General features: G+C 60.9%; 8 protein-coding genes and 1 pseudogene. 4 read left to right on the plus strand and 5 right to left on the minus strand.

Annotation, left to right across the window (positions count from 1 at the left end; all coding sequences use genetic code 11):
- Window positions 1-72: 72 nt before the first annotated feature.
- The 3 genes from pepN to ACQB61_RS12270 all read left to right on the plus strand — a co-directional run bounded on the left by pepN (window position 73) and on the right by ACQB61_RS12270 (window position 5,224).
- Window positions 73-2,706, plus strand: coding sequence for an aminopeptidase N (gene pepN / locus ACQB61_RS12260; protein ID WP_430512833.1), 2,634 nt, complete (start codon window positions 73-75; stop codon window positions 2,704-2,706).
- 206 nt (window positions 2,707-2,912) lie between these two features.
- Complete coding sequence (locus ACQB61_RS12265) at window positions 2,913-3,287, plus strand: hypothetical protein (protein WP_430512834.1); 375 nt, start codon at window positions 2,913-2,915, stop codon at window positions 3,285-3,287.
- Between the two features lie 59 nt (window positions 3,288-3,346).
- Complete coding sequence (locus ACQB61_RS12270) at window positions 3,347-5,224, plus strand: ATP-binding protein (protein ID WP_430512835.1); 1,878 nt, start codon at window positions 3,347-3,349, stop codon at window positions 5,222-5,224.
- 90 nt (window positions 5,225-5,314) lie between these two features.
- Here ACQB61_RS12270 and ACQB61_RS12275 read toward each other — a convergent pair whose 3' ends face one another.
- From ACQB61_RS12275 to ACQB61_RS12295, 5 genes and pseudogenes are all read right to left on the minus strand, one after another.
- A complete protein-coding gene (locus ACQB61_RS12275) occupies window positions 5,315-8,296 on the minus strand; it encodes a bifunctional [glutamine synthetase] adenylyltransferase/[glutamine synthetase]-adenylyl-L-tyrosine phosphorylase (protein WP_430512836.1) in 2,982 nt (993 codons plus the stop codon).
- Window positions 8,259-8,666, minus strand: coding sequence for a sensor histidine kinase (locus tag ACQB61_RS12280; protein WP_430512837.1), 408 nt, complete (start codon window positions 8,664-8,666; stop codon window positions 8,259-8,261). Before ACQB61_RS12280 ends, ACQB61_RS12275 begins: the two co-directional genes overlap by 38 nt.
- Window positions 8,609-9,805, minus strand: coding sequence for a HAMP domain-containing protein (locus ACQB61_RS12285; RefSeq protein WP_430512838.1), 1,197 nt, complete (start codon window positions 9,803-9,805; stop codon window positions 8,609-8,611). Before ACQB61_RS12285 ends, ACQB61_RS12280 begins: the two co-directional genes overlap by 58 nt.
- Window positions 9,711-10,391: pseudogene (locus ACQB61_RS12290) on the minus strand (winged helix-turn-helix domain-containing protein); the annotation flags it as partial. The pseudogene ACQB61_RS12290 and the gene ACQB61_RS12285, both read right to left, overlap by 95 nt.
- 192 nt (window positions 10,392-10,583) lie before the next feature.
- The gene (locus tag ACQB61_RS12295) at window positions 10,584-12,131 is read right to left on the minus strand and encodes a Do family serine endopeptidase (protein WP_430512839.1); all 1,548 of its coding nucleotides are present in this window, start codon (window positions 12,129-12,131) and stop codon (window positions 10,584-10,586) included.
- A 275-nt stretch (window positions 12,132-12,406) separates the two neighbouring features.
- On the opposite strand from ACQB61_RS12295, the gene ACQB61_RS12300 reads away from it, so the two are divergent.
- A complete protein-coding gene (locus ACQB61_RS12300) occupies window positions 12,407-13,486 on the plus strand; it encodes a DUF2336 domain-containing protein (RefSeq protein WP_430512840.1) in 1,080 nt (359 codons plus the stop codon).
- Window positions 13,487-13,625: the final 139 nt, after the last annotated feature.

Raw genomic sequence — 13,625 nt, forward strand, 5'->3', positions numbered from 1 at the left:
GCTTTTTCACAGGGTTGCAAGCGGCGCCCGTGTCTGTTTGAACAGGCATCCAGCCAGCCTTCAGGAGTGCCCATGTCATCGCAGGAAAACGCCACCATACGCCTCGAAGACTATCAGGCGCCCGAGTTTCAGATCCCGCGCATCTCGCTGGATGTACAGCTTGCACCCCATGACACGCGCATAACAGCCACGCTGGAAGTCGAGCCTTCCAGCCAGAACCGCAGCCCGCTCGTTCTGGACGGAGACAGCCTGGCCCTGCTGGAGGTGTATCTGAACGGCGCGCTGCTGGACCGGAACAGTTACGACGCATCACCCAGCCGTTTTGAACTGAAGCAGACGCCGCAGGTGCCCTTCACCCTGACATTCGTGACCTGCCTCAATCCGGAGGCCAACAGCACGCTGATGGGGCTCTACCGGTCGTCAGGCACCTACTGCACCCAGTGCGAGGCTGAGGGCTTCCGGCGTATCACCTACTTCCTCGACCGGCCGGATGTGCTGAGCATCTACACCACCCGGATCGAAGCCAATGAGACCGAGGCCCCGGTGCTGCTGGGCAACGGCAACCCGGTGGAGCATGGGCGGATCGAGGGCACGGGCCGTCACTATGCGGTTTGGCATGACCCTCATCCCAAACCCGCTTATCTGTTTGCGCTGGTTGCGGGCAATCTGGCCCGGCTCTCCGGCTCCTTCACCACCCGCTCGGGCCGTGGCGTAGAACTGGGCATCTATGTGGAGCCTGGCAAGGAGCATATGTGTGGCTGGGCAATGGACAGCCTGCGCCGTTCCATGATCTGGGACGAGGAGGTCTTTGGCCTCGAGTATGACCTTGATGTCTTCAACATCGTTGCCGTGTCCGACTTCAACATGGGCGCGATGGAGAACAAGGGCCTCAATATCTTCAACGACAAATACGTTCTGGCCGATCAGGAAACGGCAACCGACCAGGACTATGCCCATGTCGAAGCCGTCATCGCGCACGAGTATTTCCACAACTGGACCGGCAACCGCATCACCTGCCGCGACTGGTTCCAGCTGTGCCTCAAGGAAGGGCTGACCGTGTTCCGCGATCAGGAGTTCAGCTCGGACATGCGCTCGCGCCCGGTGAAGCGCATAGCCGATGTGCGGCTGCTGCGCTCGCATCAGTTCCCGGAGGACGCCGGTCCCCTCGCCCACCCGGTGCGGCCGCGCGCCTACAAGGAAATCAACAACTTCTACACAGCGACGGTCTACGAAAAAGGCGCCGAGATCATTCGGATGCTCAAGACCCTGCTGGGAGCAGAAGCATTTCGCAAGGGCTTTGATCTCTATGTGGAACGGCATGATGGAACGGCGGCAACAATCGAGGAGTTCATCACCTGCTTTGCCGAGGCTTCAGGCCGGGATCTGACGCAATTTGCGCGCTGGTACGACCATCCCGGTACGCCGCGCCTGCAGGTAGACGTTCATCATGATGCCGCTGGCGGGCGCTTGACCCTGACCTTTACGCAGGAACTCTCCAAGGCTGCGCAGGATGCAGGATGCAACGCCTTCGAGATTCCGGTCAGTTTCGGCCTCATCGGCCCTGACGGCAGGGATCTGCCGCTTGAGCACGGCAGTTATGGCCGGGAAGGCGTTCTGGTACTGACCGAGCAGCGGCAGAGTTTCACATTTGAAGGCATCTTCGAAAAGCCCCTGCCCTCGCTGCTGCGCGGTTTTTCCGCGCCGGTGAAGCTGGAGGCCGGACTGACACCGGCCGATCTGCTGACGATGCTGCGCAAGGACAGCGACCCATTCAACCGCTGGCAGGCCGGACAGGATCTGGCGACACGCGAATTGATGCGGCTTTACGACGAAGCCAGCCGGGGCGGAGCACTCACATGCGACATAGCTCTGGTGAATGCACTGGGAGAGGTTCTGGCTAACGAGGACCTGGACCACGCCTTCAGGGCCCAGATTCTGGCCCTGCCAGGCGAGGCGGACATTGCCCGTGACATCGGCAGCAACGTGGATACGGACGCTATCCTTGCCGCGCGCAAGGCCTTGCGGCAGGCCATCGGCCGTCAGCATGGGGCACTTCTTGCGGAAATGGTGGCAAGGCTGGATGACTGCGGCCCCTTCCGCCCTGATGCAGCCAGCGCCGGACTGCGCGCCCTGAAAGGCCTGTGCCTGAGCTATGCTGCGGCCTCCGGGATGCGGGAAGCGCCTGAGCTTGTGGCCCGCGCCGTGCGGAGCGCAGGCAACATGACCGACCGTCTGGCCGCACTGACGGCTGCCGTTCACGAAGGCATGACGGTGGCCGAAGAGGCACTGCTCAGTTTCGAGGCCCGGCATGGAGACCATGCGCTGGCGATGGACAAATGGTTCACCGTGCAGGCGACACGGCCTCACCCCTCCGCTCTGACCACGACCGACAGTCTCACGCATCACCCTGCCTTTGACTGGTTCAACCCCAACCGGGTACGCGCACTCATCGGAGCCTTCGCCACAGGAAACCAGTCGCAATTTGCAAGAGCGGACGGGGCAGGATTCATCTTTGTCGCAGAGGCGATCAAGCGGCTGGACCCGAAGAACCCGCAGGTGGCTGCAAGGCTTTTGACCGTGTTCCGCTCGTGGAAGGCCTATGAGCCGGGCCGTGCGGCGCTTGCCGAAGCGGCGCTGAAGTCGATCGCCGCGCAGCCCGGCCTGTCGCGCGACTGCAGCGACATCGTGGAACGCTGCCTCGCCTGACCGGCGAAAACACCGCACCGGAAGAGGTTAACGCCAGAGGTTTACCCAAGCCCTTGGCGTTAACCATTTTTTTATTTTGCATCTGGACAAAACATTAAAGCTAGATTCAAATGCAAATGATTCGGACGTAACCAATTACCGGATCAACGAAATTCACCACAATCGGGACCTTGCCGATGGCGCGGGCTTTTGCCGGCAGCGCGTCCATGCGACGCCTTGCCCAAATCACTGGATCTAACAAGGCCGCCAATTCCCTGACGGGACATATCCGGCTTCTGGCGCAGCCGACCTATCAGCGGCTGCTGCGGACCGAACCCCTGTTCCGCCGGCTGATCCCGGCGCTGTGCCTCGTCTTCATTGCCAGCCTTGCGCTCTACCGCGTGCTGGAGCTGACATTCGCCTATCAGGAGACCGAGCAGCAGGCACGTGACAAGATCGCGCTGATCGCCTCTGTCCTGTCGTCGCGCCTCGTCAGCGAGGAAAGCGCCATGCCGGAAGTCGGCTACAGAACCGCCCTCCAGCGTGTTCTGGCCGACTCCTGCCCGCAGGTGCCACCAGCGAAGGCCGCCAGATCCTGCTGACCGATCCGGAAGGCCAGATTGTCGCCTCCTCCCCGATGCGCCCAGAGCTGGAAGGCACGATGATTGCCGACCTGTTCGGCCCGTCGCAGCCGCTGACGGTCTTTGGTGCGCGCGCCGGTGTGCTGACCATCAACAAGGGCAGTGACGAGGCCGCACTGGCAACCGTACATCATCTGGCCGGACGGCTGGGCATGGTTGCCGTCATGCAGCCGGAGCATCAGCTCTTCGCCGGATGGCGCTCGGATGTATCGACCAACGTCACCCTGTTTGTCGGCACATCGACAGTGTTGCTGGTGATGATTTACGGGTTCTTCGCGCAGGCGACCCGCGCCGAGCAGGCGGATGAAATCTACGCCGCCACCCGCAGCCGCATCGACACGGCCCTCACCCATGGCCGATGCGGCCTGTTCGACTGGGACCTGTCGCGCGGCCGGATCTTCTGGTCTGCCTCGCTCTACCACTTGCTGGGCCGCGAGCCGAAGGACGACATCCTTGGCTTTGCCGAGATTTCCGACCTGACGCACCCGGAAGACATCAATCTCTACGCTCTGGCCGAAAGCCTGCTGGCGGATGGCGAGACGACGGTGGACCGCATGTTCCGCATGCGCCATGCCAATGGTTCCTGGGTGTGGCTGCGGGCCCGCGGCGAAGTCCAGACCGAGCCGGGCCGCCATGAGCCGCATCTAATCGGCATCTGCATCGACGTGACCGAGCAGCATCAACTTGCTGAACAGGGCCGCACCGCCGACCTGCGCCTGCGCGACGCCATCGAGACGATCTCCGAAGCCTTCGTGCTGTGGAACTCGGAGAACGAGCTGGTGATCTGCAATTCAAATTACCAGTCGCTGCATAATCTGCCTGACACGGTGGTGCGCCCCGGCACGCCCTACACAACCGTCATGGAAGCGGCGCGCAACTCGCACATCAAGACCGTGCCGTCCCTGCCCTCAACGCTGATACCCGGCAGTAACACTGCCTATGAGGCACAGCTCGACGATGGCCGCTGGCTGCAGATTTCCGAGCGGCGCACCAAGGACGGCGGTTTCGTGTCGGTGGGCACGGACATCACCCCGCTGAAGCGGCAGGAAGAGCGGCTGATGGAGAGCGAGCGGCGCCTGATGGCCACCGTTTCGGACTTGCGCAAGTCGCGCCAGACGCTGGAAATGCAGGCGCAGCAGCTTGTGGAACTGGCCGACAAATACGCACAGGAAAAGACCAACGCGGAAAACGCCAACCGCGCCAAGTCCGAGTTCCTGGCCAACATCTCGCATGAACTGCGCACGCCGCTCAACGCGATCATCGGGTTCTCCGATATCATGGACAAGGCCATGTTCGGCCCCATCGGCTCCGAGCGCTATGCCGAGTATTGCCGCGACATCTACGAAAGCGGCACCTATCTGCTCAACGTGATCAACGACATTCTCGACATGTCGAAGATCGAAGCTGGCCGCATGGACATGAGCATGACGCCCTTTGACGCCCAGTCGGTGATCGAGGAAGCCGTTCGCATCATCCGCGCTCCGGCTCAGGAGAAGGACATTGAGGTCACCTGCGAAGTCGAAGATGGACTCGACATCACAGCCGACCGGCGCGCCTTCAAGCAAGTGCTGCTGAACCTCCTGTCCAACGGCATCAAATTCACCCCCGACCACGGTGAGGTGCGCCTGAAGGCCACAACCGCAGATGGATTTGCCCGCATCGAAGTTACGGACACCGGCATCGGCATCCGCAAGTCGGACGTAGAACGCCTCGCCAAGCCTTTCGTCCAGGTGGAGAACCAGTTCACCAAGACCCACAAGGGCTCAGGCCTCGGTCTCGCCATCGCCCGGTCGCTGATCGAAATGCAGGGCGGCGCCATGATGATCGACTCCGTACCGGGCCAGGGCACCACTGTATCCTTCACACTTCCTTTGACGCAGGACGCCGTGGCTGCGTGAACGCAGGAACAGCTTCCTGAAACAAAAATCCCGGGATGCGCTACGGCGCATCCCGGGATTTATTCTTCAACGGACAGCAAGAACAGGACGTCAGTCCGGATTGACCGGGCCGACCAGCCTTTCGAAGATGCTACGGACCTTGGCCTGTGTCTCGGCCAGTTCCACCTCAAGATGAGCGAGATCAGGTGCCGCCGCTGCGTTGCGAAGCAGCGCAAGCACACCGCCCGGCGCCTCAACCGGCTGGAACTTGCCCGTCAACGTCATGCGCAGGATCTGCGTCAGGCGGTGATAGAGCCGCAGCGCCTGCAAGAGCCCGCCAGCATCATCTGCATTCAGCAGCCCGAACTCCAGCGCCCGGCCAAGGGCAATCTCCGTGTTGGGGGCCAGAACCTCCGGATGCGCATGGCCATGCACCAGCTGCAGATACTGGGCTACGAACTCGATATCAACGAGCCCGCCTGCGACCTGCTTGAGGTCCCAGATATCCTTGGTGCCCTTCTCCTTCTCGATACGCCCGCGCATGGATGCCACGTCAGCGGCGATCTTCTGCGCCTCGCGCGGCCGGCAGAGGATCTCCTGCAAAAAGGCGGTAACCTTGGCGGAGAAGGCTTCCGACGAGCTTGTCAGCACACGTGCCCGTGTCAGGGCCATATGCTCCCATGTCCAGGCTTCGTTGCGCTGATAGGTTTCAAAGGCGGAGATGCTGGTGGCCAGCGGCCCGGCATTGCCGGAGGGGCGCAGACGGAAATCCACCTCGTAAAGGCTGCCTTCCGCTGTCGGCGCGGACAAGGCCGTCACGAGCCGCTGGGTCAGGCGGATATAGTATTGGCTGACAGGAAGCGGCCTTGCGCCGTCAGAGCCAGAGGCATCTTCCGGCACCTCATAGAGCAGGATGAGATCCAGATCGGAACTCGCCGTCATCTCTTCGCCGCCGAGCTTACCCATGGACAGAAGCGCAAACTCTCCGCCCGGCACATGCCCATGAGATGCAGCGACATGCTCCACGACCCGCGCCAGAATGCGGTCCAGCACCACTTCGGCAAGCCGGGCCAGGGCATGGCCAACCTGATCGGCTGACAGTGTGTCCGACAGCAGCCGCAGGCCAATGAGGAACTGCTGCTCCTGAGCGAAGATGCGCGCTCTGTCCAGCGCCTCTTCATAGTAGCGGGCAAGGGCAAGTGTCTGATCAAGACCAGCCCGGAATTCCTCCCGGCTGGGCATTGCACCGAAGAAGGCCGGATCCAGCACCGCGTCCAGCACATGTACCCGGCGCGCCACCGTTTCGGCCAGGCGCGGGGCAGAGCCCATGACTGTTGCCATCAAATGCAGTAGCTGGGGATTGGAGCGCAGCAGGGAGAAGAGCTGCACACCTGCTGGCAGACGGGCGAGAAATGCATCAAAGGCGCGTAGTGCCGCGTCAGCGTTGTCGCTGCGGGCAAGTGCGGAAATCAGCGCCGGATGCAGCTCGGTCAGCCGCTCACGCGCCTTGGTCGAGCGCATGGCAGGATAGCGTCCGAAATGCCAAGCCTTGATAATCTTCGCCGCATCCGAAGGCTGACGGTAGCCAAGGCGGGAAAGGGTCTCCAGCGTGTCCGGGTCATCGTCATCGCCGGTGAAGACAAGATTGCCCAGATCCGAAGCCAGTTCCGGCTCATCCTCAAACAGACCGGCATAGTGCCGCTGCACAGTCTGCAACTGCTTGAGCAACTCGGCCTCAAAGGACGGCAGATCATCGAAACCGGCGAGGAAAGCTACTCGCTGAAGGCCTTCGCCCAACTGCGGCAGCAGATGCGTCTGCTCGTCATTGAGCATCTGGATGCGATGCTCGACCTTGCGCAGGAAACGGTAGGCAACTTTCAGGTCATCGCGGGTGTCCGGCTTGATCCAATTGAAGGCGACCAGCCGGTCGAGCATGTCGAGCGTGCGGCGCCCGCGCAGTTCGGGATTACGCCCGCCGGCGATCAACTGTTGCGTCTGGACGAAGAATTCAACCTCGCGAATACCGCCACGGCCCAGTTTCACATTGTGCCCGGCAACGGCGATCTTGCCGTGTCCCTTGTGCATGTGGATCTGGCGCTTGATGGAATGCACATCCGCAATGGCGGCAAAGTCCAGATACTTGCGCCAGATGAAGGGCACGATCTCGTGCAGGAAGGCTTCGCCCGCTGGAATGTCACCAGCGCAGGGCCGTGCCTTGATCAGCGCCGCGCGCTCCCAGTTCTGCCCCAGAGCCTCATAATAGGCCAGAGCCGCCGGCACAGAGATGGCCACAGGCGTTGCGCCGGGGTCCGGCCGGAGCCGCAGGTCTGTGCGGAAGACATAGCCATCCGCCGTGCGCTCCTGCATGATTTTTACCAGCCGCTTGGTCAGCCGCACGAACTCGACTGGAGCCTCAGCGTTGGCGGAAAGCGGGGCAATTTCCGGATCATAGAAGACAATGAGATCGATATCGCTGGAGTAATTCAGCTCGAAGGCACCGTGCTTGCCCATGGCAAGAACAATCAGGCCGGAGCCCTTCTCCGGCTCGTCTAAGTCCTGCGGCGAGAACTTGCCGCGCGCGGCCAGCTCGCGCAGGCACAGACGAATGGCGGCGGTGAGACTGGCATCGGCCAGTTCAGCAAGTGCGCGCGTCACATCATCAAGGTCAATCGCCCCGCCAATGTCGGCCAGTGCAACGGCAAGTGCAAGATCCTGCTTGAGCTGGCGCAACTCGCGCATCAGCGCGGCCTCGTCAGCGGGCCGTGCTTCCCGGGCAGCACGGACCGTGCCGGAGATCAGGCCTTCAAGATCCTCGCCCAGCACCCGCTGCAACCGCTGCGGACGCACCATGGCAAGTTCGCGGAGATAAGGAGCATTGGCAAAGACACCAGCGAGAAATGCACGAAGCTGAGCATCCTGATCGAGCCATGCCGCAAGATCCGAGGTACTTGCATCCTCTGCTGCCCGGATCAGCAGATCGGAGAGAACGCTCTCTGCCCTTTCGGAAGACTGTGGCCGCGGAACGACCTTGATGCGCTGGCGCAGCGGCCCCTTCTCAGCTCCGGCTTCCCGCTTCCCTGCTTCTGTCGTCACGTCTTGCGCCTCCCGGCATGTCTACTTGAGCTGCCGGAAGATCAATCCTCGCAACAAGCCCCGGCCCGGCATCCCCCAGTGCAAGAGAGCCGCCATGCAGCCGGGCAATCGCCTTCACAAGGCTCAGGCCCAGCCCGTATCCCGGCTCGGTCCGGCTCTCCTCCAGCCGGACAAAGCGGTCCAGAACACGCCCGCGATCCTTTTCTTCAATGCCCCGCCCATTGTCAGCGACGCTTATTGCGATCCGGTCATGCACCTGTTCGAGCTTTAAGGTGATCGCGAGCGGCTGTCCATCCTCGGGCTGGCCGTATTTCAGAGCATTCTCAATGAGATTGACCAGCGCCTGTGCGACAAGCTCGCGGTTGGCCAATGCGTGGAATTCTCCCTCGCCGACAACGGCGAGGCTTCCCCGTCATCTTCGACGACAGGCTGATAAAGATCAGCCACTTCAAGCGCGACCTGCTTCAGATCGATCTGTTCGTGCCCGGCTTCCGGCGACATGGATTCAACACGGGCGATCCGCAGCAGCGCATCGAAGATCCGCAAGAGGCCATCGCAGTCTTCGAGCGTCTCTTCCATCGCCTGCCGGTAGTCCGTCCCGGTTTCCCCATCACGCAGCGCCGCCTCAATACGGGTGCGCATGCGGGTGAGCGGCGTCTTGAGATCATGGGCGATGTTATCAGTCACATCGCGCAAGCCTTGCATAAGCTGCTCGATGCGCTCGAGCATGCTGTTGAGGCTGAGGGCGAGACGGTCGAATTCGTCTCCGTTTCCCGCCACCGGCAGGCGTCGGGAAAGATTGCCTTCCATGATCTGGGTGCTGGTCGCGGCCATTGCATCAATGCGGCGCAGCACATAACGCGAGACAAAGAGCCACGACACGCCAGCCATCGCCAGAACCACCAGCAGCCAGACCCGCATGGCCCCGGCCAATACATCCTTGAAGCGCTGCTGTTCACCCAGGTCACGCCCAACAAGGAGACGGAAACCTCCGGGGATTTCGAAGGTCCGCACGACGGCCTGGCGCTCGCTCTCCCGGTTGACTTCGCCATCGGCCTCGCGGCGGAAATAGGTCACTCTGCGCACGCCGCCATCCGCCTCTTCAAGCACCGTCGTCGGAAGGCGGGAGATATTTCCCGCCAGAGCGTTTCCGGCAAAGTCGATGAGAAGATAGATGCTGGCGTCGGGACGGCGCGCGCGGGCGTCAATCGCGGCAACCAGTGCCCGCACCCCGCCGCGTGCGAACTGGTCGGAGAGACCCTCGATTTCGGCGTCGACGGTCTGCACAACCTGACCGGTGATCAGCGTGTTGGTGTTGCTGGAAATGGAGAAAAGCAGAAACCCGGACAGCGCGGTGAACACAGCCAGATAGAGCAGCGACAGCTTGAAAGCAGTCGTGCGGATGAGTCCAGCCAGCGCTGTCACGGATCGTGTATCCCGCACCACGGACAGTGTGAAGCAGCGGCACGTCAAAATCCTTGTCGATCTTGGACCGCAGCCGGGACACATGCACGTCAATCACGTTGGTCTGGGGGTCGAAGTGATACTCCCAGACATTCTCCAGCAGCATGGTGCGCGTCACCACCTGACCGGCATGCTGCATCAAGTATTCGAGCAGGCGGAACTCGCGCGGCTGCAAGGGGATATCCTTGCCGCTGCGGGTGCAGCGGTGTGCCAGACGGTCAAGCTCAAGATCTGCAACCCGGTAGGTCGTCTCGCTGTCACCACCGGCTTTGGGCCGGCGCCCCAGCGCCTCGACACGGGCCAGCAGCTCTGTGAAGGCGAAAGGCTTGGGCAGATAGTCATCGCCACCAGCCCGAAGGCCCGTCACCCGGTCGTCGACCTGACCGAGTGCAGAGAGGATCAGCACAGGTGTATGGTCACCGCTCTTGCGCAGTGACTGAATGACAGCAAGGCCATCCAGTCGCGGCAGCATCCGGTCGACAATCAGCACGTCATAGCAGCTGTCCTGCGCCATCTGCAGTCCTTCCTCGCCATCGGCGGCAAGATCCGCAGAGTGGCCAACCTCGCGCAGCCCCTTGGCAACATAGGCGGCGGCTTGCTTGTCGTCTTCGATGATGAGAATTTTCAGCATGCCAATCTTTTACCTGAGCTTTTGCGCAGAAAGAACCGGAAAGAAGTGTCCGCAGCAACCGGAACTGGCTGCTGCGGACACTTGGCCTGACCTCTTCGGGGCGGGATCGGGGGGCAGCGGAAGCCCGTGAGGACAGGCATGAGGCGGAACTGACCGGAGGCTATCGGCTGGCCCCGCCTCGATGGTCGTGTCTTAGCCGACGTTCAGCGGCAGAGCGACAAAGCGGGCACTGTCGTCACGGTAGACCCGCATCAGAACAGCCTTGCGGCCATCCTTTTCGGCCTTGGCAAGAGCTGCCTGGACATCTGCCGGTGTTTCCACCTTCTGACCAGCCACTTCGCCAATCACATCGCCCCGGGCCAGCCCCTTTTCAGCCGCAGGCCCCGCCGGATCCACATTGAGGACAACCACGCCGTCAACATCAAGGCCAGCCTGGGATGCGGATGCCAGATCAACTCCCAGATCTTCCAACTCGGTCTTGCCTGCGCCTTCATCACCGGCTGAAGCCAGCTGCTGACTGTCGGTCAGCTTGCCAAGCGTAACGGAGACGTCCTTCTCCTTGCCATTACGCCAGACCGTAAGATCCACCTTGGTTCCGGGCGCATAGGCGGCAATCATGCGGGACAGCTCACGTGGCCCCTTAACTGCCGCGCCATCGACCTTGAGGATCGTGTCGCCAGCTTCAATACCGGCCTTGGCGGCAGGGCTGCCGTTCTGCGGATCGGAGACGATTGCTCCCTGCGCATCGGCGAGGCCGAGGCTTGCCGCGATATCCTCCGTCACCGGCTGAATCTGCACGCCCAGCCAGCCACGCGTCACCGCGCCGTCCTTTTGCAGCGAGGCAACCACATCGCGCGCCGTCGACGCCGGGATGGCGAAGGCAATGCCAACGTTGCCGCCGGACGGCGAGTAGATGGCGGCGTTGATGCCGATCACTTCGCCCTTCATGTTGAAGGCCGGACCGCCCGAATTGCCACGGTTGACCGGGGCATCGATCTGGATGAAATCGTCATACGGACCTGCGCCGATGTCACGGCCACGCGCCGAGACAATACCGGCGGTGACGGTACCACCAAGACCAAAGGGATTACCAATGGCAACCACCCACTCGCCCACGGAAGGGGCATCGTCTGCGAAAGTCACATAGGTGAACTTCTTGTCAGATTCCACCTTCAAGACAGCAAGGTCCGTCCGCGGGTCCGCCCCGATCAGCTTGGCCTTGTAGTCATGCCCCTCATTGTCGGTAACGGTGAACTCCGTGCCTTTGTCGACAACATGGTTGTTGGTCACCACATAGCCGTCATCCGAAATAAAGAAACCGGAGCCTTGGGACATCTCGTAGGGACGCGAGTTCTGCTGACCGCCACCCTGCCCTTCTTGGCCGCGGCGCTCAAAGAAACGCTTCAGCGGATGACCATCCGGAAGCTCATCCATGCCCGGGAAGCCAAAGAAATCCTCTCCGCCGCGGAAGTTCATCATGCGCGGCTGGGCGGCCTGTTTGACCTTGACGCTTACCACGGCCGGTTGCACGGCGGATACCACGTTGGAAAAATTCAGCGGGGCGGGTTGGCTCACTTCGACCGGAGCGGCAAAAGCATAATTGGAGGGAACGAGACCTTGAACGGTCAGTGCACCGGCAAGGCCCAGAGCCATGGCGCCAGCCAAAAGGCCTGCCTTGTGGCGGGCGAAGAATCCTGCGGAAGGCTTGCCGGACTGTTCAGAATTCTGCTGCTCGGACATGAAATCACTCCTCATCGTTTGGCTGTCTTTCCGGCGCAGGCGGGGCACCGCGCCTTGTTGCAAACGAATATGGAGAACGCCGCATTACAGGTGCCTGACCGGCGGATTAAACCTTTGTAATGTGTTGTGACTCATGCGAAATCAGACATCGTCACAAGTAACAATTAGTAAAAATATAGATAGAAAGATCGAATTTTAATAATTCATTTTATCGCCCTGTAAATCTGTTTTCTGCAGTGTCCACGTGGAATGAATTACATCTGACAGAGGGAATAATGCTGAGGTCGCTTGTTGATCTGGCGAAGGAGAGCTGTAGCGAGAAACGCCGCGAATTGATGGGGCATATCGCCAGTCTTTTCATTGATGGCGCAGACCGCTACTCGAATGAGGAGCTGTCGCTCTTCAATGACATCCTCACAAATCTCCTGGATCTCGTTGAGGTCGAAGACCGAAAGGAGTTCTCCGGCAAGGTTGCCCACGTGGCGGAGACACCAAGGCCGCTCATTCTCAAACTGGCAAATGACAAGGCAGATGTGGCTGCTCCTGTCCTGCGGCATTCCGAAGTGCTGACAGATGATGACCTCTTCACCTTGGCCCGAACAAAGGGGCAGGAACATCTTCTTGCCATCTCACAGCGCGAAAAACTCAAGCCCCGGATCACCGATATACTTCTTGAGCGCGGTGAGAGGCCCGTACAGCACTCGGTTGCGGCCAATTCAGGCGCAGAACTTTCGGATTGGGGCGGACGGCTTCTCGTGAAACTCGCCGAGAGTGACCGGGACCTGCGTGAAGCTCTCACCGAACGGCATGATTTGTCCAAGCAAAACTTCGACAGGCTTTTGTCCATGCTTCCGGCTGACCGGCAGGCCAAGCTGCGCTACATCTTTGAGAACAATGAACGCATGGCCCGCAACCTCTTCAAGGAGGCGAGTGCTCTTGTTGACGAAGGGAGATTGGAACGGCGCAAGTCACGCCTTAATGCAAAGGCAACCCTGAAGGATCTGCGCGATGGTCACAAGCAGCTGGATCAGACTGTGATCGAGTACAGCCTTTCCAATGAACTGTACGAGCTTGCCTTCCTGTTGAGCCAGTTCGCCCTCATCGACGAGAGATTTGTTCGAAATATAATGGTGCGGCCTGACGTGGAGGCAATTGCTGTTCTCTGCAAATCAATTGGAATAGGGGACACCGCTTTCGGTGCGCTCTGCAAGGCGCGCTGCCGCCACATGCGCTGTACCTCCGCGCAGGTAGATCATTGGGAGGGCGAGTACCGCATCCTTTCAGAAGCAGAAGCGCAGCGCACCATGCGCTTCATCAAGGTCCGCCTGTCCGTTATGGCAGCGGCGGCAGCGTGAAGCACCAGTATCGCGAGCTGGCGATTATCTGCCGCTTCCAGATTCGCCAGCCTCAGGTTTCTCCTGGAGGATAGCTGCCAGCTCTGCTTCTTCGGCTGCTGTCAGAGGCTCTGTTTCGGCTATGGATGCTCTTCGTTTC

Origin of the sequence: Pannonibacter phragmitetus, from assembly GCF_050510895.1 — a bacterium.
GTDB lineage: Bacteria > Pseudomonadota > Alphaproteobacteria > Rhizobiales > Stappiaceae > Pannonibacter > Pannonibacter phragmitetus_B.

Coding starts and splice junctions, on each gene's coding strand:
- ACQB61_RS12300 (WP_430512840.1), top strand. CDS start 12,407: ATGCTGAGGTCGCTTGTTGATCTGGCGAAGGAGAGCTGTAGCGAGAAA.
- ACQB61_RS12285 (WP_430512838.1), bottom strand. CDS start 9,805: ATGTGTCCCGGCTGCGGTCCAAGATCGACAAGGATTTTGACGTGCCGC.
- ACQB61_RS12270 (WP_430512835.1), top strand. CDS start 3,347: ATGATTGCCGACCTGTTCGGCCCGTCGCAGCCGCTGACGGTCTTTGGT.
- ACQB61_RS12265 (WP_430512834.1), top strand. CDS start 2,913: ATGCGACGCCTTGCCCAAATCACTGGATCTAACAAGGCCGCCAATTCC.
- pepN (WP_430512833.1), top strand. CDS start 73: ATGTCATCGCAGGAAAACGCCACCATACGCCTCGAAGACTATCAGGCG.
- ACQB61_RS12295 (WP_430512839.1), bottom strand. CDS start 12,131: ATGTCCGAGCAGCAGAATTCTGAACAGTCCGGCAAGCCTTCCGCAGGA.